Origin of the sequence: Plantactinospora soyae (assembly GCF_014874095.1) — a bacterium.
Lineage (GTDB): Bacteria > Actinomycetota > Actinomycetes > Mycobacteriales > Micromonosporaceae > Plantactinospora > Plantactinospora soyae.
Genome location: NZ_JADBEB010000001.1, coordinates 8318921 through 8338553 on the forward strand (window position 1 = coordinate 8318921; position 19633 = coordinate 8338553).

General features: G+C 71.2%; 14 protein-coding genes. 4 read left to right on the forward strand and 10 right to left on the reverse strand.

All coding sequences use genetic code 11. The annotated features are described in order from the left end of the window. Positions 1 to 27 precede the first annotated feature (27 nt). Positions 28 to 936 carry a dihydrodipicolinate synthase family protein gene (locus tag H4W31_RS36420; protein WP_192770746.1) on the reverse strand — a complete coding sequence of 303 codons (909 nt, stop codon included), beginning with the start codon at positions 934 to 936 and terminating at the stop codon, positions 28 to 30. A 70-nt stretch (positions 937 to 1006) separates the two neighbouring features. Here H4W31_RS36420 and H4W31_RS36425 point away from each other — a divergent pair, with 70 nt between their 5' ends. After that, positions 1007 to 1909 (forward strand): LysR family transcriptional regulator, encoded by a 903-nt coding sequence (locus H4W31_RS36425; protein ID WP_192770747.1) that lies wholly within the window; start codon positions 1007 to 1009, stop codon positions 1907 to 1909. Positions 1910 to 1973: 64 nt separating this feature from the next. Here H4W31_RS36425 and H4W31_RS36430 read toward each other — a convergent pair whose 3' ends face one another. The 3 genes from H4W31_RS36430 to H4W31_RS36440 all read right to left on the reverse strand — a co-directional run bounded on the left by H4W31_RS36430 (position 1974) and on the right by H4W31_RS36440 (position 6152). Next, complete coding sequence (locus H4W31_RS36430; RefSeq protein WP_192770748.1) at positions 1974 to 3761, reverse strand: ATP-binding cassette domain-containing protein; 1788 nt, start codon at positions 3759 to 3761, stop codon at positions 1974 to 1976. Beyond that, on the reverse strand, positions 3758 to 5584 hold the full coding sequence (locus H4W31_RS36435; RefSeq protein WP_192770749.1) for an ABC transporter ATP-binding protein: 1827 nt from the start codon (positions 5582 to 5584) through the stop codon (positions 3758 to 3760). Before H4W31_RS36435 ends, H4W31_RS36430 begins: the two co-directional genes overlap by 4 nt. Positions 5585 to 5717: 133 nt before the next feature. Further along, on the reverse strand, positions 5718 to 6152 hold the full coding sequence (locus H4W31_RS36440; RefSeq protein WP_192770750.1) for a cold-shock protein: 435 nt from the start codon (positions 6150 to 6152) through the stop codon (positions 5718 to 5720). Positions 6153 to 6441: 289 nt separating this feature from the next. Here H4W31_RS36440 and H4W31_RS36445 point away from each other — a divergent pair, with 289 nt between their 5' ends. Then, positions 6442 to 6717 (forward strand): GlsB/YeaQ/YmgE family stress response membrane protein, encoded by a 276-nt coding sequence (locus H4W31_RS36445; RefSeq protein WP_192770751.1) that lies wholly within the window; start codon positions 6442 to 6444, stop codon positions 6715 to 6717. Between the two features lie 273 nt (positions 6718 to 6990). Continuing rightward, complete coding sequence (locus tag H4W31_RS36450) at positions 6991 to 8007, forward strand: NAD(+)/NADH kinase (protein WP_192770752.1); 1017 nt, start codon at positions 6991 to 6993, stop codon at positions 8005 to 8007. Between the two features lie 58 nt (positions 8008 to 8065). On the opposite strand, the gene H4W31_RS36455 is transcribed toward H4W31_RS36450, so the two are convergent. Further along, a complete protein-coding gene (locus H4W31_RS36455) occupies positions 8066 to 8878 on the reverse strand; it encodes an SAM-dependent methyltransferase (RefSeq protein WP_192770753.1) in 813 nt (270 codons plus the stop codon). Between the two features lie 208 nt (positions 8879 to 9086). After that, positions 9087 to 10298, reverse strand: coding sequence for an extracellular catalytic domain type 1 short-chain-length polyhydroxyalkanoate depolymerase (locus H4W31_RS36460; RefSeq protein WP_192770754.1), 1212 nt, complete (start codon positions 10296 to 10298; stop codon positions 9087 to 9089). Between the two features lie 556 nt (positions 10299 to 10854). Here H4W31_RS36460 and H4W31_RS36465 point away from each other — a divergent pair. Then, entirely contained in the window at positions 10855 to 14535 is a 3681-nt protein-coding gene (locus H4W31_RS36465) for a CARDB domain-containing protein (RefSeq protein ID WP_192770755.1), read from the forward strand. A 44-nt stretch (positions 14536 to 14579) separates the two neighbouring features. Here the strand turns inward: H4W31_RS36465 and H4W31_RS36470 are convergent, their stop codons facing one another. From H4W31_RS36470 to H4W31_RS36485, 4 genes are all read right to left on the reverse strand, one after another. Continuing rightward, positions 14580 to 15986: a carotenoid oxygenase family protein gene (locus tag H4W31_RS36470; protein ID WP_192770756.1), complete on the reverse strand. Its 1407-nt coding sequence runs from the start codon at positions 15984 to 15986 to the stop codon at positions 14580 to 14582. A gap of 19 nt (positions 15987 to 16005) precedes the next feature. Next, positions 16006 to 17394: a cytochrome P450 gene (locus tag H4W31_RS36475; protein WP_192770757.1), complete on the reverse strand. Its 1389-nt coding sequence runs from the start codon at positions 17392 to 17394 to the stop codon at positions 16006 to 16008. A gap of 119 nt (positions 17395 to 17513) precedes the next feature. Then, on the reverse strand, positions 17514 to 18836 hold the full coding sequence (locus H4W31_RS36480) for a pectate lyase family protein (protein ID WP_192770758.1): 1323 nt from the start codon (positions 18834 to 18836) through the stop codon (positions 17514 to 17516). A gap of 165 nt (positions 18837 to 19001) precedes the next feature. Next, positions 19002 to 19352 (reverse strand): DoxX family protein, encoded by a 351-nt coding sequence (locus H4W31_RS36485; RefSeq protein WP_192770759.1) that lies wholly within the window; start codon positions 19350 to 19352, stop codon positions 19002 to 19004. Between the last annotated feature and the right edge of the window lie 281 nt (positions 19353 to 19633).

Consider the following 19633-nt stretch of genomic DNA (forward strand, 5'->3'; position numbering starts at 1 on the left):
GGCCGGGTGAGGATCCGACTCACCCGGTCACGGCCGGCTCCCGGGATCCGCCGCAACACCAGAACCGACCGACGCCAGCGCGTCGAGGTGGCCGTACGCCGTCGCGGTGCTCTCCGGCCGGGCCGGCAGCAGCGGCAACCGGACCGCCGCGCTCGGAATGCGACCCTGGGCGTGCAGCACCGCCTTGACCACCGTCGGGTTCGGTTCGGCGAACAGGGCCGTCGACAGGAGGCTGAGCCGCCCGCCCAGGGTTCGGGCGGCGGCAACGTCGCCGGCCTGCCACAGCGTGATCAACCGGGCGTAGTCGGCGGTGGCCAGATGCGCCGACGCCATGATGGCGCCGTGCGCGCCGAGGGCGAGCACCGCCGAAACGAACGCGTCGTCACCGCCGAGGATCGCCAGGCCGGCGGGCGGGTCGGCGAACAGCGCCACGGTGTCGGCGTTGATGCCGTCCGGGGCGTACTTCAGGCCCAGCACCCCGGGCAACCCGGCCAGTTGGCGGAGCGTCTCCACCGGCAGGTACTGGCCGGTCCGGCGCGGGACGTCGTAGACGACCAGCGGCACCGGGCTGGTCGCGGCGAGGTGGGTGAAGTGGGCGAGCACCCCGGCCGCACCGGGACGGACGAACGGCGGCACCGAGGTCAACGCCGCCACCACCTCCGGCCGACCGGCCAGCCCGCGCAACGCCTGCGGATCGTGGGCGCCGACCAGCAACTGCGCGCCGCGTTCACGGCAGGCCCGGGCGGCCACCTCGACCACCGCGTCCTGCTCGGCCGTGCTGAGCGAGCCGGGCTCGGCGGTGGTGCCGAGCGCCACCAGGCCGCTGGCGCCGGACTCCAGCACCTGGTGCGCGAGTCCCTCCAGCACGTCGAGCGCCACCGCCCCGGAGTCGTCGAACGGGGTGATCAATGGAACGTACAGGCCGGTCAGTGTCATGGCTCCAGCCTCCCCTGGAAGAAAGGAAAGAACCAGTTCACGTTCCTTCAGCGAAGCGTAAGCTGAACTGATGCTCGACGTCCGCCGGCTCCGGCTGCTACGCGACCTGGCCCATCTCGGCACCATCGCCGCGGTCGCCCAGGCCCACGCGTACACCCCGTCCGCCGTGTCCCAGCAACTCGCCGCGCTGCAACGCGAGGCGGGCGTACCGCTGCTGGAACACACCGGTCGCACCGTCCGGCTCACCCCCGCCGGAACGGCGCTCGCGCAGCACACCGAGACCGTGCTCGCCGCCCTCGAAGCCGCGACCGCCACCCTGGCCGCCGCCCAGGCCGAGCTCTCCGGAACCGTCCACATCGGCGCCTTTCCGAGCGCCGTACGCACGCTGCTGCCCCCGGCCCTGGTCGCGCTGGGCCGCGACCATCCCGGCCTCGACCTCATGGTCACCGAACTCGACCCGGTCGCCGTGCCGGACGCGTTACGGGACCGGCGGCTGGACGTCGCACTGCTGCACGACTACGACATCGTGCCGATCGCGCCCGACCCGGCCCTGGACTCGACCCCGCTGCTCGACGAGACGGTCTTCCTCGCCGTACCCGACGACGGTGTGCACCTCGACCCGGCCGGTGATCCGATTTCGGCCGCCCGGAACGCCGCCTGGATCGTCGGCACCCCCGGCACGCTGTGCCACACCGTCGCCGAGCGGGTCTGTCACACCGCCGGCTTCCTTCCCAGGGTGCGCCACCACGCCGACGACTTCACCGCCGTACTCGCCCTGGTCGCCGCCGGTCAGGGCGTCGCACTGGTACCGCAGCTCGGCGCGATCCAACCGCCTCCGGGCGTACGGCTCCGGCCGCTGGCCGCCCACCGACGCACCCGGATCGCCTACCGGCGCGGCGCCGCCGACCACCCCGCGATCGCCGCGTGCGTCTCGGCGCTGCGCGCGTCGACCAGCGCCTTCCTACCCTCCTGAACCGGCGACCCGACGCTGCTGGACGTAGCCACCACATGCCTTCGGTATTGCCACCGACCGGAGGTCACCGGTACGCCCGTTCCTGGAGCCGGTACAGCTCGGCGTAGCCGCGCCCCGCCGCCATCAGCTCGGCATGGCTGCCGAACTCGGCTACCCGGCCGTCCTCCAGCACCACGATCAGGTCGGCCATCCGTACGGTCGTGAAGCGGTGCGAGACCAGGACGGTGACGGCGCCCTGCCGGGTCGCCGCGCGTACCTGCTGCACGAAGTGCTGGAACAGGTCGTGCTCGGCGAGCGGGTCGAGCGCCGCGGTGGGCTCGTCGAGCACCACGCAGAGCGGCGGGCGGTCGCCGGCCACCTCACGCATCAGGGACCGGGCCAGTGCCAGCCGCTGCCACTGGCCGAGCGACGGCTCGACCCCGCCGAAGGCGGCACCGAGCTGGGTGTCCAGACGCTGCGGCAGCCGGGCGAGGACGTCAGCGGCGCCGGCCCGATCCACCGCGGCCTCGACCGTCGGCCGGTCGCGGATGTGCCGGACGTCGCCGACGCCGACCGTCTCCCGGGCCAGCAGCCGGATCCGGGCGAAGTCCTGGAAGACACCGGAGAGGCTGGCCTGCCACCGGTCGCGGGCGATGTCGGCGAGCGGCTCGTCGTCCACGGTGATGTACCCGGCCGTCGGCTCGTAGACGCCGGTGAGGAGCTTGATCAGCGTGGACTTGCCGGCACCGTTGACGCCGACGACCGCGACGGTGCTGCCGGCGGGCAGGTGCAGGTTGACGCCGTGCAACACGTCATGCTCGGCCGTCGGGTAGCGGAACCGGACGTCGTGCAGCGTGATGCCCCGGGTCAGGACCGCCGGTGCCGGGGTACCCGGACGGGCCGCCTCGGCCGCGTAGCGCCGCAGCCACGAGTAGTGCTCCACCGCCTGACCCGCCTCGGCCACGGTGTTGAGGCTGGTCAGCACCGTACGCAGTTGACTCTGTAGCTGGGTCGCCAGCGACACGACCATGACGGCGGCGCCCACGGTCGTCCGGCCGGAGCGGATCAGGTCCGCGACGACGACCAGGGCGGCCGCCACCCCGGCCGCGTAGAGGAGCCAGGCGCCGCTGGAGTAGGCGGCGGCCCGGAGCCGGGCACCCGTCTCCAGCGCCACGGCCTCGTCCCACAGCCCGGACGCGTGCCGGCTCAGCGTCGCCCCACTGCCGGCCAGCATCACCTCCTTTGCCGGCTCCGGCTCGACGCAGAGCTCGTGCAGCCGCCGCTCCCGCCGGAGGATCTCCATGCCCGCGTCGCGCGCGTCGCGCAACAGCCGGTCGGCACGCCGGCTGGCCAGGAAGACCGGCACCGCCAGCAGGGCCAGCAGGCACAGCGCCGGACTGACCCAGCCGAGCAGGCCGATGGTGACCGCCAGGCTTCCCACGGCGGCCGTCGCGTCAAGGGTGGACCAGGGCATCCCGGCGATCGACTGCGAGTTCTTGAAGATCCGGTCCCACCGGTTGATGTACGGCCCGTACTCGACGTGGGTGATCGTCGGAATCGACGAGACGGCCTGCTGGATCTCCTCGTTGAACGCCATCCGCACCCGGCCGACCAGATAGATGATCAGATTCGACTGGACCCGGCCGGCCCCGCTGGAGAGCCCGTACGCGGCGGCGCCCAGCGCGATCGCTCCGACCACGGCGGCGACCTGGTGGGCCGCGCTGCTGTCGACGAGCCACCGCTGGCTCAGCCCCACCGCCGCGATGACCCCGGCCTGCCCGATCATCAGAGTGCACAGCACCGTCGCGGCGCGCCGGTCGGCCCGGACGGTCAGCCGGGTGACGTGCCGCAGCAGTCGCAGCCAGTCGATCATCGGGCCTCCACGGTGAACGCCTCGGCCTGCACCGTGAAGAACCGCGCGTAGTCGCCACCGAGCGCCATCAGCTCGTCGTGCGAACCGTCCTCGGCGACCCGCCCGGCGCGGAGCAGGATGATCCGGTCGGCGGGCCGTACGGTCGACAGCCGGTGCGAGATGAGCACTGTCGTCGTGTTGTGGACCCGGGACACCACCCGCTGGTGGAACTCGGCCTCGGCCCGGACGTCGAGGTGGGCCGTCGGCTCGTCGAGGACGAGGACCCGCCCGCCGGCCGCGACGGCGAACAGCACCCGGGCCAGGGCGACCCGCTGCCACTGGCCGCCGGACAGGCCCGTACCGTCCGTTCCCTCGCTCCACAGCGACGTGTCGAGCCCGTCGGCAAGTTCGGCCAGCAACCGCGTACCGCCGGCCCGGTCGAGGGCGTCCCGTACCGCGTCGTCGCCGGCCAGGTGGGGTGCCGCGAAGGTGACGTTCTCCCGCAGGCTGGCCGGGTACCGCACGAAGTCGCCGAAGAGCACCGCCAGGCGCCGCCGCCAGGCCGGCAGGTCGAGGGCCGCGAGGTCGACACCGTCCACGGTGATCCGGCCCGAGTCCGGACGGTAGAGACCGCCGAGCAGCTTGACGAAGGTGGTCTTGCCGACGCCGTTCTCGCCGACGACGGCGACGGTCTCGCCGGGCCGCAGGGTCACCGTCAGGCCGTCGAGGACGGGAGCGGAGGTACCTGGGTAGGTGAAGACGACATCCTCGAACCGGACCGTCGGCGGTGTCGGTGTCGGGGACGGGGCCTCCCGGCCCGCTGCGCCGGCTGCCCCGGTTCCGTACTCGGCCGTGAGTTCGTCGGCGGCCTCGACGCCGCGCAGGCCGTACTCGATGTCGTACGCCTCCATGCCCACGCTGCTGATCGACATGACGCCCCAGGCCGCGAGGACGAAGGTGATCAGCTGGGCCGGATCGAGCGAGCCGGACAGCACGGCCACGGCCGGTACGGTCAGCGCCGCCGTGGCCGAGCCGACCGCGAGCAGCGCCGTCCACCACTGTCGACGCAGCACCGCCAGCATCTCCCGGTAGACCGGTGCGTAGGTCCGGGTGGCCGTGGCCCGGACCCGCCCACCGAACCAGCCGCTGAGCCCGAACAGCCGTACGTCCTTCGCGGCCCCGATGACGGCCTGCTCGGACAGGTAGTACTCCTTGCGCTGGCCGGCGGTGTCGGCGTCCAGCAGGTCGATGATGCGCATCCACTGCCGGCGCAGCATCGCCCGGATCAGCAGTGACACCAGGAGCAGCCCGAAGGCCAGCGTCGGGAGGAACGTCGCCAGCAACGCCGCTGCCGCGAACGCGCTCAGCATCCGGAACACGAGTTCGAGCTGGCCCGCGGCGGCGCTGCCGGCCGAACGGTCCCGACCGAGGCCCATTCCGCCGTCCACCACCCGGGACGCGCGATCCTGGAAGCTCCGGCCCTCCAGATGGTCGAGGCCCGGCAGGTTGACCGCGATGGCGCGCACCTCGGCCCGTAGGCGGCCGTCGACGCGCTTGACCACCAGCGTCCGCACGGCGGTCAGGACCAGCCAGACGGCGTGGTCGATCAGGAACAGCCCGGCGACCAGGGCCGCGGCCACGAGCACCCGCCGATCGGAGTGTCCGGCCCCGAACACGGCGACCAGATGGCCCACCGACAGCGCCTGTGCCGTCGGGACCACCGCACGGACGAGTTGCAGGGTCACCAGCGTCCCGGTCGCCGCGAGGCCGGCCCGGGACAGCAGACGCAGCAGCCGGATCCGTGCCGCCGTCGTCCGCCCGGCATCCGTCAGACGTCGTCGCATCAACCGCGCCCCCCGTCGATCGACCGTTGTTGATGGTCGCGACGTCGGCGCCGGACGGCAACCGAATTACCGACAGGACGGCGGCGGTTCCGGATCCGCGATGCGGGCCCCGGATCACCTCACCCTGCGGCTGTCAGGCCTCGATCCAGCCGTGCGACCGCGCGAGATCGACGATCCGCTGGCGTACCTGCACGATCTGGGCACCGGTCAGCGACGGCACGTACTGGAGAAGGGTCTCCGTCACCTCGGCGGTGAACTCCCGGGGCGCGAGCACGTCGCACATCCCGTCGTCGTCACCCGTGGCCGCCGTCCTGAGCCGCTCCTGCGCAGCGGGGACCGAGGTCTCCGGCCCTGCCGCCGCCGCGTCCTCCACGATCCGGACCGTGGACACCTTCAGGCCGCGGTCGCCCGCCTCCACCTCGTACTCGACGCGCATTCCGGGATGCACCAGGTGCCGCTTCTCACCGAAGTCGTTCGCGTGTACGAAGACGTCCTCCCCGCCACCGAACGGCGCGATGAAGCCGTACCCCCGGACCTCGTCGAACCGCAGAACCTTACCGTCCGCCACCACAACCACCACCTACCACCAGACGCGCCGACTACGACACGCCGGGACCGCCACCGGTCCGGACACCGTCCCCAGACGGCGACCAGCGGCCCGGTCCCAGCGTGGTCACGATACCGCCACCCGGACCCGTGGGCGGCCCCACCGGCACCTCCACCGACCGCACCGATGGGCCACCCGGGCGGCCCGAGCCCGGGTCGGTGCAGGGTGAGCTGGGGCAGGGACGTTTCGGCTGGTTACCCGGGGGGCAACAACGATGCCGTCACACCCCCTCAAGGCTTGGAGGCATCAGATGGCCGTCGCTGGCATTATCTCCGCGATCGTCGTGGGTCTGATCATCGGCGCGCTCGGGCGTCTGGTCGTACCCGGCAAGCAGAACATTCCGATCTGGCTGACACTGGTCATCGGCATCGTGGCCGCCCTGGTGGGCACCGCCATCGCCCGCGGCGCGAACCTGGCCGAGACCGACGGCATCGACTGGGTGGAGATCCTCATCCAGGTCGTGCTCGCCGCGCTCGCCGTGGCCGCGGTCGCCGGCTTCTACGGGCGGCGGCATATCAACCGCTGACCGGGTCATCTCCCACGACGGCGGCGCGCTCCGGCCCGGAGCGCGCCGCCGTCGTGGTCGGAGCGCCCGCGCCCGACGAGCGGCACTCCCGGGGCAACCTCGAAGCGGCCGCCCGGCGCCACGGGGTGGGCGTACCGTCGAGGGGTCGGCCTGCGGCGGGGTTGACCGGGCAGACTCAGCTGCGGGGGCGGCAGCCGCGAGTCCGACCGGATCGCTCACCGACCGGAGCCGCTGGCGTACCCGGTGACAGGGAGCAGGGACGAGAGAGCGGTCATGACAGGCAGGCGGATCGGCTTGGTGGTGCACGAGGGACGGGCGGCGGCGGTCGAGGCCGCCGGCGCCGTCCGTCGGTGGGGGGCAGCCAACTCCGTCGACGTCAGCGACATCGACGTGTGGGGCCAGGACCTGGAGCGGTGCCACCGCCGCAACGCGGGCGACGAGGCCGAGGCGGCCGGCCATCCGGCGCTGGTGGTGACCGTCGGCGGGGACGGGACGTTCCTGCGGGGCGCCCGGATCGCGGCCACGGACGGCGTACCCGTGCTCGGCATCAACGTCGGCCGGGTGGGGTTCCTGACCGAGGTCGAGCCCGCCGACATCGACACCGCGCTGGCGGCGTTTTTCTCCGGCCGCGTCCAGCTCGACGAGCGGATGATGCTCACGCTCTGTGCCTCCCGGCCGCTGGAGATCCCCGACGAGATGCAGGCGCTGCTGCGCTACGGGCGCGGCCCGCTGCTACCGCCGCCAACGCCGCTGCCCCGGACCCCCGCCCCCGACCACCAGCCGGGCGTCGCCCTGGACGTCACCGCCCTGAACGACATCGTCTTCGAGAAGCTCGCCCGCGACCGGCAGGCCAGCCTCGGCGTGTACCTGGACCAGACGCTCTTCGCGTCCTACTCCGCGGACGCTCTCGTGGTCGCCACCCCGACCGGCTCCACCGCCTACAACTTCGCCGCCGGCGGGCCCATCCTCTCCCCCCGGCTGAGCGCGCTCGTGTTCACCCCGGTCGCCGCGCACATGGTCTTCAACCGCAGCCTCGTGCTGGCCGCCGACGAGGCGGTCACGGTACGGGTACTCGACCAGTCGGGCCAGGTCGCGGTCAGCGTGGACGGCCAACTGCGCGGCGTACTCGATCCCGGAGACTGGGTGACGGTCCAGCCGGCGTCCCAGCCGGCCCACCTGGTACGCCTCCGCACCTCGCAGTTCTACTCGCGGTTGCGCGAGAGGTTCTCGCTCGCGGACGCCCCGGCGGCGGTGGCCGACAGCCGGATGCCCGACGCGGCGGACGGCTGAGCGGTCCGGCGCCCGCGCCGACGCCCGGTGCCGAGCCCGGCGGAGGGCCGACGGCCCGTTACGGCTTCCGTCCGACAGCGCCCAGCGCGTCGACCTCGGCGGGCGGGCCGTCCGGACCGGGGGCCGGTCGCCACCGGGTCACGGAGACGATGCCAGGTTCCAGGAGGTGTAGCCCCTCGAAGAACCGGGCGGCCTCCTCCGGGCTGCGCAGCCGGTACGGGTCACCGGCCTCGGCCCGCAGTCGGGCAGCCCTGTCGGCGGCCTCGGGATGCACCATCCGGGTGCCGTCCTCGAATACCAGATAGCTGCCGGAGGGTACGGCGGCCAGCAGCAGGCGCACGATCGCGTCCGCCTCGGTGTCGTCGAGGACCTGACCCAGGATGCCGAGCATCATGATCGCCACGGGCTGGTCGAAGTCCAGCGTCTCGGCGGCGATGGCGAGGATCTTGTCCGGGTTCCGCACGTCGGCGTCGATGTACGCGGTGGCCCCCTCCGCTGCGCCGACGAGCAACGCCCGGGCGTGCACCAGGACGAGCGGATCGTTGTCGACGTACACGATGCGGCAGCTCGGGTCGAGACGCTGGGCGACCTCGTGGGTGTTGTCCGCCGTCGGCAGCCCCGTGCCGATGTCGAGGAACTGCCGTACGCCCGCCTCCCCGACGAGATGACGGACGGCGCGACCGAGGAAGGCCCGCGAGTTCCGGGCGATGTCGACGATGTCCGGGTAGATCTCCCGGATCTGGTCACCGACCTGCCGGTCGATGGCGAAGTTGTCCTTGCCGCCGAGCCAGTAGTTCCAGGTCCGGGCCGAGTGTGGGATGGTCGTGTCGATCCTGGACGCCTGACCCGGTGCCGGCACGCTGCCCTCCATGTGGATCCCGTCTCTCCCGCCGTTGTCGGTGTCGCTCCTGGTGTCTCCGCCCAAAATAGAGCACCGGAGGCGCCCGGGCCACTGCCGGACCCACCGTCGCCGGACGGCTCCGGAGAGCCCTTTCCACCAGCTGAACGCGGCGCACCGGAACGCCCCCGGTGGCCGGCACGCGGACGGTCGCGCGCCGGCCCGGCCGGTCAGCAGCCGATCAGCAACCGATCACCCAGTGTCCGGGGCCGGTCTGCCGCAACGACGTGCTGGCAAAGACGTTGTACAGGCCCATCCGCGCTCCGGAGCCGACCGCGTAGGCGTAGCCGCCGGACTGGTAGGCCCGACCCGCCTGGACGTGCGCGTAGTTGTTCGCCGTGACGCAGACCGGGTCCTCGCCCGGGTCGCCCGGCTCCTCCCCCGGATCACCCGGGTCACCCGGGTTACCCGGATCGCCGCCGGTGCCGAGGCCGAAGTAGACCGCGTCCCGGTACGCCGAGCAGATGGTGTCCAGGAAGTACGCCGCCGCGGTCCCGCACTGCTCCGCCCCGGAGCCCGGGTCGACCGGCGTACCGTGCCCCATCCCGGCGACCCGGTACAGGCGTACCTGGTCGGCGCCGTACGTTTCCAGGGTGGTACCGCCCGGCAGCGTCGAGGTGCCGGACGGGGTCTGGGACACGCCGAGCACATTGGTCCACTGGTCGCGGGACTCCGTCGCGTTCGTCACCCCGACGGTGTAGTCGCCGGTGCCGTGCCAGATCGCGACCCTGGGCCGCTGGCCGGTGTAGCCGGGGTACGCGTTGCGGACCAGGTCGCCCCACTGGGCCGGGCTCCGGTCGACGCCCGGGTTCATGCAACTGAACGCGTTGACCATGCTGGTGGCACACCGGTACGGGATACCGGCGACGATCGACCCGGCCGCGAAGGTGTCCGGATAGCTGGCCAGCATCGCCGACGCCATGGCGCCACCAGCGGAGAGGCCGCTGACGTACACCCGGTTGGCGGCGGTGCCGAAGGTGGTCCGGGCGTGGTCGACCATCTGCCGGATCGACAGTGCCTCGCCCTGGCCGCGTGCGGTGTCCCCCGGTTCGAACCAGTTGAAGCAGGAGGTGGAGTTGTTCGCCGACTTCTGCTCCGGCACGATCAGCGCGAATCCCCACTGGTCGGCGTACTTGCGCCAGCCGGAGTTGCCGAAGTAGCCGTTGGCGTTCTGGGCACAGCCGTGCAGCAGCACCACGGCGGGGGCTCCGCTGGGCAGGTTGTCCGGCCGGTAGGCGTACATGGTGAGGTTGCCGGGGTTGGAACCGAAGCCGGTCACCTGGGTGAGGGTGGCGGCCTGGGCGGGGGCGGCGACGGCCAGTACGGCCACAGTGGCCAGTACGGGCACGAGGGCGGCCCGCACGAGGCGGGCCAGGACGGGTCTGGGGCGCATGGTTGGCCTCCGGCGACGGTGTGGGATGGGCCACTCTCAGGTTGCCGCGACGTTACGGCCGGAAGACGAACCGACGACATGGGGCGCAGTCACACATTCCCCCGTATCGAAGTGATGGCCTCCCCCATGGGCACGCCGCCGGATCGGCACCCGCCGGACCGGGCCCGGCGGCGCTGCTGGCCGGGCCGGGATCTCCACCGGCCAGGGAATGGCTGACCAGGGAAGACCTTCGCCCGCACGTCGCTTTCTACTGATTCATGCGAATGTGTTGACGCCTTCGTAGCACGTCGGTAATACTTGCCCCCAACGCGTTGCAAGATTGCGACAAAGTCATGCTCGTTTTGCTACTTGCTCGTGCAACTTCCGGGAGATCCCGTTCCGGGGCGTCCGCGCCGACCCCGCGGGCCCCGCGTACCGCCCGTCGCCACCGCGCCTGCCCCGACCCCCGACGACCGGATCCGCTCGCCGCCCGCAGCGCAACCGGCGCCGTACCGACGTACGCCCCGCCACGGTGGACCAGACCACCCGCGGATACCCCCGCACAGGAAGGACAGTGATGAGACGAACGAACCTGATCAGGGTGGCGGCGACGACAGTCGCGGCCACCCTGATCGCCGCCGTGGGGTGGCCAACCGTCGCGAACGCGGCCGCCGGACCGGACCTCCCGGTCGGAAAGGCGGCCTCGGCGAGGCCGGACGGCGCCCAGATCGCGGCCACCAACCTCGCCCTGGGCCGTCCCACCCAGGAAAGCGGCCACGCCGAGGTCTACGACTCCGCCCGGGTCGTCGACGGCAACCAGGGCACCTACTGGGAGAGCGTCAACAACGCCTTCCCCGAGTGGGTACAGGTCGACCTCGGCTCGTCGATGACCGTCAACAGCGTCGTACTGAAGCTGCCGACCTCCGGCTGGGCCACCCGCACCCAGACTCTGAGCGTGCAGGGCAGCACCAACGGATCGTCCTTCGCCGACCTGGCTCCGGCCCAGACCCACACCTTCAACCCGGCGACCAACGGCAACTCGGTCACGGTCAACTTCGGCCAGGCCGCCGCCCGCTACGTCCGGATCAACATCACCGCGAACAGCGGATGGCCGGCGGGGCAACTGTCGGAACTCGAGGTCTACGGAGCGGGAACCCCGACCGACACCACCGCGCCGAGCACCCCGGGTGCGCTGTCGCACAGCACCTCGGGCAACACCATCACGTTGAACTGGGGCGCCGCCACCGACTCCGGCGGCAGCGGCCTGGCCGGATACAACGTCTACCGCGCCGGCAACCTGGTCGCGACCCTGGGCACCGTGCTCACGTACCAGGACAGCCAGCCGCCGACGGCGACCGTGTCGTACCACGTCCGGGCCCGGGACGGTGCCGGCAACCTCTCCGGCAACAGCAACACCACCACCCGGACCGGCACACAGCAGCCGGGCTGCACGAACGTGGCACAGGGCAAGACCATGACGGCGAGCGGCTCCACCTTCACCTTCACCCCGGAGAAGGCGAACGACGGGCAGCTCGGCACCTACTGGGAGGGCGCAGCGGGCTACCCGCAGACCCTGACCGTCGCGCTGGGGGCGAACCACGCCATCACCGCGGTGAACGTCAAGCTGAACCCGGACCCCGCCTGGGGCACCCGTACCCAGAACTTCCAGGTGCTCGGCCGCGACCAGGCTTCGACCAGCTACACCAACCTGGTGTCGGCGGCGAGCTACCAGTTCGTCCAGGGCAACAACGTGGTGACCGTCCCGGTCGGCGCGTCCACGGCGGACGTGCAGCTCCGGTTCAACTCCAACACCGGTGCCCCGTCCGGCCAGGTCGCCGAGCTGGAGGTCTGCGGCACCCCGGCACCCAACCCCGACCTGGTCGTCAACGCGACGAGTTGGACGCCGGCATCGCCGAACGAGGCCACCCCGGTGACCCTCTCGGCCACGGTGCAGAACGTCGGATCGGCTGCGGCCGGCGCTACCACGGTCAACTTCAGCCTGGCCGGCACGGTCGTCGGCAGCGCCGCGGTCGGCGCGCTGGCCGCCGGCGGCTCGACCACGGTCTCGTTCAATGCCGGACCACGGCCGATGGGCAGCTACAGCGTCTCGTCGGTGGTCGACCCGACCAACACGATCGTCGAGCAGAACAACGCCAACAACAGCTTCACCGCCGCCGCGCCCCTGGTGGTCACCCAGGCGCCCGGGCCTGATTTGCAGGTCCTGAGCATCAGCTCCAACCCGCCGAACCCGGCCGTCGGGTCGGCGGTCACCTTCACCGTGGCGGTGAACAACCGTGGGACCGCCGCGACCGGCGCCACCACGGTCACCCGGCTGGTCGCGGGCAGCACCACGCTGAACACCAACACCCCGTCCATCGCCGCGGGCGCGACGGCCAACGTGGCGATCAGCGGCAGCTGGACCGCCACCAGCGGCGGTGCCACCATCACCGCGACCGCCGACGCGACCGGAGTCGTCGCCGAGACCAACGAGACCAACAACGTACGCTCGCAGTCGATCGTGGTCGGGCGCGGCGCGGCCGTGCCGTACACCGAGTACGAGGCCGAGGCCGCCAGCTACCAGGGCACCCTGCTGGAGGCCGATCCGAAGCGCACCTTCGGGCACACCAACTTCGCCTCCGAGTCCTCGGGTCGCAGGTCGGTACGCCTGAACAGCCAGGGCCAGTACGTCGAGTTCACCTCGACCAACCAGGCCAACTCGATCGTGGTCCGCAACTCCATCCCCGACTCGGCGGGCGGCGGCGGCACCGAGGCCACGATCAGCCTGTACGTCAACGGCAGCTTCAACCGAAAGCTGACCCTCTCCTCGCGCAACAGCTGGCTCTACGGGCTGACCGACGACACCGAGAGCCTGTCGAACACCCCGCAGGCGAACGCGCGCCGGCTCTTCGACGAGTCGCACGCGCTGCTGTCGCAGTCGTACCCGCCCGGCACCAGGTTCCGGTTGCAACGCGACACCGGTGACAACGCGTCGTTCTACGTCATCGACCTCGTCGACCTAGAGCAGGTCGCGGCGCCGCTGAGCCAACCCGCCGGGTGCACCTCGATCACGACGTACGGGGCCGTCCCGAACGACGGGCTCGACGACACGGCCGCCATCCAGCGTGCGGTTACCGACGACGAGAACGGCGTGATCAGCTGCGTCTGGATCCCGGCCGGCCAGTGGCGGCAGGAGCAGAAGATCCTCTCACCGGACCCCACCCGGGGCCAGTACAACCAGAAGGGCATCCGCAACGTGGTGGTGCGCGGTGCCGGGATGTGGCACTCGCAGCTCTACACGAACACCGAGCCGCAGAACGTGGTCGGCAACATCAACCACCCGCACGAGGGCAACGTCGGCTTCGACATCGACGACAACACCCAGATCTCCGACATCGCGATCTTCGGGATGACGACGAACCGGGCCAACCGGGGCCACGGCATCAACGGCCGGCTCGGCAAGAACACGAAGATCAGCAACGTCTGGATCGAGCACGTCAACGTCGGTGCCTGGGTCGGCCGCGACTACAGCGACACGCCGGCGTACTGGAACCCGGGTGACGGGATCGAGTTCACCGGGATGCGGATCCGGGACACGTACGCCGACGGCATCAACTTCGCCAACAGCACCCGCAACTCCCGGGTGTTCAACTCGTCGTTCCGGACCAACGGCGACGACGCCCTGGCGGTCTGGTCCAGCCGGTACGTCCGGGACACCTCGGTGGACATCGGACACGACAACCACTTCGTCAACAACACGATCCAGCTGCCCTGGCGGGCCAACGGCATCGCGATCTACGGCGGCTACGGCAACACGATCGAGAACAACCTGATCTACGACACCGCGAACTACCCGGGCATCATGCTGGCGACCGACCACGACCCGCTGCCCTTCTCGGGGCAGACGCTGATCGCCAACAACGGGCTCTACCGTACCGGTGGTGCCTTCTGGAACGAGGCACAGGAGTTCGGTGCCATCACGCTCTTCGCCGCCAGTCGGGACATCCCCGGTGTCACCATCCGGGACACCGAGATCCACGACTCGACGTACGACGGCATCCAGTTCAAGACCGGCGGCGGCAGTATCCCTGGCGTCGTGATCAGCAATGTCCGGATCGACAAGTCCAACAACGGAGCCGGCATCCTGGCCATGAGCGGTGCCCGGGGCAGCGCGACGCTGACCAACGTCACCATCACCAACTCGGCCACCGGCAACATCGTGGTCCAACCGGGATCGAGCTTCGTGATCAACGGAGGTTGACGGGGATCCGCCGGCCCGAGCCCCGACCGGGCCGGGCCGGTGGACTACCCCGGACCCTCGTGGCCCGGGCCGGTCTCGGGGGTCGACGCCAGCTCGGTGGCCGGGATCCAGGTGCTGTGTGCGCCGACCGGAACCCGGACCGGCAGCCGTACGGTGGCGAGCGGAGGGCTGGTGAAGTCCTGCGCGTCGAACACCACGAGCTCGCTGACGTCCCGGTCGCCGTCGTAGCGGAAGTGGAGGATCCAGCCGGCGTCCTCGCCGGCCGAGTCTGGCCGGGGCACGAACACGGCCTCGGTGGTGGCGTCGCCCGGTCGCAGCCGCCGGACCTCGCCCGAGCGCCGTCGCAGGTCGTACTTGACCAGGCCGTCCGGCGCGTGGGTCCGTACCGCCCGGCTCGTCGTCGCCGTCACCGCGTAGTAGAACCGATGTGCCCGACCCTGCCGGCGCGGATCGATCCGGGGCATCTCGCTGGGCCGCTCGTCGAGCTGTCGGGCCGGCGCGGAGTCGGCCGCGAGGTCGAGATCCCACTCCCACAAAGTTCCCGGCCGGCCGAAGGGATCCTCGGTACGCCCGTCGAAGAGCCGCGCGTACCGGATCGCGCGAACGACGATCCGATCCGACGAGACCTCCTCGGCACCGACGACGTGGTACACGAAACACGGCGGGATGGCGATCCAGCGCAGTGCACCGCCGCCACGGGGCAGCACGCCGACCCGGGACTGGTGCTCGTCGCGCCACCGGTACGGAAACCCGCCGCGTAACCCCTTCACCGCGTCGAATCGGACCGGCAGGTCGAAGAAGAGCACGTAGTTCGGGGTCAGCGCGATGTCGTGCAGCATCGGGCGGCCGTGCAGCGGGATCCGGCGTACCGTTCGCACCCGTCCGGACGGGGCGAGCACGAGATACTCGGCCCAGGTGCGCAGCGGCGAGTACGCCAGCACGTGCAGGTCACCGGTCGCCGGATCGACCTTCGGATGCGCCGAGAAGCCCCGCGGCAACTGCCCGCCGAGATCCGTGTAGCCGACGCTGTCCAGGGTGCTGCTGAGCTGCACCGGCAGGCAGCCCGACTCCACCAGGGCCAGGACCAGGCCGCCGTGGGAGACGATGTTGGTGTTGACGGTGTCCACGGGGAAGTGCCGGGGTCCCGGGGCGGGCCGCGTACCCAGTGCGCGGGCGACCCGTCGGGATCGGATCCACCGGTTCCGGAACCACAGTGCCCGGCCACCCCGCACCCGTACGCCACAGACGAGTCCGTCCGCCAGGAGCCACGGGTACCGCTCCGCCGAGCGGTGCTGCGGCGGCCGTACCGGCGAGGGGCCTATCTGGGTGAAGAGACCGTCCAACTCCTCCGGCACCCGCCCGGTCACCGCGAGCCGGTGGTGGGTCGCCTCCTCCCGCAGCGGCGCGAAGGCGCCCAGCAGGTAGGGGCTGGTACCGGGCGCGGAACTCATCCCCGGGCACCGATCGGGGTCACGGGGCGACCGCCACGTCGTGTCCGGTCCTGCGCCGCAGCAGCACCGGCAGGCCGTCCCGTGGATGCAGCGTGAGCGACGCCTCCGGGCGGATCGGCGTACGGCCCAGCAGCACCGACTGGTACTCCTGGGCCAGGGTGGCAACGGCCAGACACGCCTCCGCCGTCGCGAAGTCCGCGCCGACACACGCCCGGGGCCCCAGTCCGAACGGGATGACCGAGTGCCGCGAGTACCCGGCCTCCCGGCCGTTCCCGTCCGGGTCGAAGCGTTCGGGGCGGAACTCGTCCGGCTCGGACCACACCCGGGGGTCGCGGTTGCCGACGTAGGGACTCCAGGCCAGAACGGCGCCAGCGGGAATCCGGTGCCCGGCGATGACGTCGGGACCGAGAGCGCGACGCATCATGATCCACACCACCGGGTAGAGCCGCATCGCCTCGTCCACGACCATCCGGGTGTATCGAAGCGCGCCGAGGTCGGCGAGGGTGGCGGGCCGGCCGCCGAGCACGGACGTCAGCTCCGTCCGCAGTCGGGCATCGGCGGCCGGGTTCCGAGCCAGCAGGTACCAGCACCAGGTCAGGGTGTGTGCGAGCGTCTCGTGTCCCGCGAAGAACAGGCCGATCAGCTCGTCGCGGACCTGACCGGGCGTCGAGCCGCCGGCCTCGGTATCGGTGAGCAGCGGCGACAGCAGGCCGGTGGCCCCGGCCGGCTCCGCCGCACCCGTCCGGCTCCGGACGATCGCCGCGGTGAGGTCCCGGACCTGGCGCATCGCCCGGCGGAACTCGCGGTTGCGGCGGGTCGGCACGAAGAGCGGCGGAAACGGTCGGGCCAGGAACTCGGCCACGAAACCGGCGGCGAAGTCGAGGTTGCGGGCGATCTGCGCCACGTCGCCGACCACGTCGACGCCGAAGAGACTGCGGCAGGCGATGCGCATGGTCAGCCGCGTCATCTCCAGCGAGAAATCGACCTCGGCGCCGGAATCCGGGTACGTCCGCCAGTCGGCGAGGGTGTCGGCGAGACAGTTCTCGGTGACGTCCGCCGCCATCGGAAGGTGCTGCCGATGGAACGCGGGTTGCACGAGTCTGCGTCGGCGCAACCAGTCCTCGCCACCGTGCGACACCGTCAGGCCCTCGCCCAGGAACGGTCGGGCCGCGTTGTAGATGGGAGCGTTCTTGTCGTAGTTGCGGTGGTTGTCCTTGAGGACGTACCGCACATGGTCCGGATCGGTGATGAACACCATGCTCCGCCCGAGCAGGTCGACCCGGGCCACGCCGTCCGGCCCGCTGGCGACCTCGGCGAAGAGGCCGAGTGGATCACGACGGAAGAGCCGGAACGCGGCCACCGTGGGCAGTCTGGCGGTCTGTCCGATCGGGGTTCTCGGGCGCACCATCGGTCCATTGTGTCGGGAGCCGGCGTTCGGAACCGGGGCTCGGATCCGGCAAGCATAGAACGGCAACGATTTTCCGCACCGCCCCGACGGGATGGACCCAGGTCAGTCGAGCGGTGTGCTCAGCGGGCCAGGCCGTTGAGGTAGCGCTCGACGTTGCTGTACCCGTCGGCCCCGATGTCGTCGCCGTCGGCGGCGTTCGCCGGGTTCAGCCCGTTGGACCGCTCCCAGGTGTCCGGCATACCGTCCCGGTCGCCGTCGGCCGGGGCCGTACCTCCGGCGAGGGTGCCGAAGCCGCCCACCGTGGCGGGATCGGTGATGATCGCGCCGGTCTGGCCGGTCAGTTCGGTGATCAGTCGACGGTCGATCCGGTCCCGCCGCAGCGAGGCCCCGGCCTGGTCGACGACTGTCGCGTGAGCGGCAGCCGCCGACGATTCGGGAACCGCCGGGAAGGCGAACGGCGCCGGCTCCACCACGACGTTGCCCAGGTCGGCGGTTGTCGTGGCCCGGCCGTCCAGGACACCGTTCTTGTCCGAGTCGTAGTAGTTGCCGGCCGCGTAGATGTGGAAGTTGAGGTTGCCCCGGGTGAACGGGCCGCTGGAGCCGGTCGAGGGCCCCTTGACGAAGTAGTTGCCGATGACGTTGGCGTCGCTGCGCCCGGCGGAGTCGCCCTCGATGTACGCGTCGGAGCCCCAGTTGTAGACGACGTTGTTGACGAACTGGTTGCGGCCCTTGACCTTCGGGTTGCGGGTCTTGTTGTGCGCGTACAGGTTGCGGTAGAGGGTCACGCCGTCGCTCTGGATCAGGCCACCGCAGGAGTGCGGGTCGAGACCCTCGGAGATGATCGAGTTCTGCACCGTGATGTTGGTGCTGCTGTTGATGGAGAAGTTCTCGTCCCGTCCCCAGGAGACCGAGACGTGGTCGAAGATCTGGTTGCTGCCCTCGTTGATGGTGATGCCGTCGCGGTTCTGGTTCGGCGTCAACCCGTGCCGGAACCGCAGGTACCGGACGATCACGTTGTCGGCGTTGGAGAGCGACACCTGGTACCCCCGGGTCGCGATCCCGTCACCCGGCGCGGTCTGACCGGCGACGGTGATGTTGCTCTTGATGCTCAGCGGCGAGGCCAGCTCGATGTAACCGCCGACGTCGAAGACCACGATCCGGGGGCCCTGGCTCACCGCGTCGCGCAGCGACCCCGCTCCGGAGTCGTTGAGGTTCGTCACGTGGTAGACGGTGCCGCCCCGCCCGCCGGTCACGTTGGCACCGAAGCCGACCGCGCCCGGGAACGCGGGTACCGCGGCCGCCGGCCGGACCGGCGCGAGCGCCCCGCCCGCGGCCGGGAGAACGGTCGGTGGCGCGGCGGCCAGTGGCGCCACGGTGGCGGTCAGGGCGACCACCGCCCCGTAGGAGACGACGGCCACGCGGGTGCAGGCTGCTCGCAACACGATGTTCTCCTCGCCGGGCGAAGACCTCAACATATTGAAAGGTATCAACATAGTTGAAAGGTATCAATGCCTGATCTGGCCGGTCCACGCGCCGGACCCCGCCGACGAATCTCGGTAGTGGGGCCGGCAGAACCCGTCCCGGGCGCAACTGCGGGGCACCCCGGGTCAGGTGGCGGCCAGCCCCAGGCCCAGTGAGCCCGCCGCCAGCAGAAGGAACGGCAGCGGATAGCCGAGGTGCGCGTAGGCGTGTCCGCGTACGACCGTCGCGATCGCGCCGACGAAGTACAGGACCAGGCCGAGCGAGGCCGCGACCCCGATCGCGGGTACGACGATGCCCACCAGCAGCCCGACCGCGCCCACCGCCTTGAGGACGCCGAGCGGGAACAGCCAGGAGTGCGGCACGCCGTACCGGGTCATGTTCGCCAGGATCCAGTCGGCCCGGCGGAGGTCGACGACGGCGGCGTAGACGTTGGCGGCGGCGGCCAGCACGGTGACGATGACATACGCGGTGAACATCTGGATGCTCGCCTTCGGGTACGGGTTCTCGCGGAACGGGGCGACGATGCGGCGGTGGCGTAAGCGGTGCTGTTCGGTCCACCGGTATGACGGAACACGGTGGGCAAATGTGATCCGCACGAAAGGCGCCCCTGCCGGCAACGGCCGTCACCCAATGTAAGGACTCTTTACAGTACGTCCACGGGTACCTATCATTCGGCCAACGTCATTCACGTTGGTAACTCGAATCCGCGCCGGTCGACCCCACCGTTCCGCCGCACCCCCAGCCCCGCTCGGCGGAC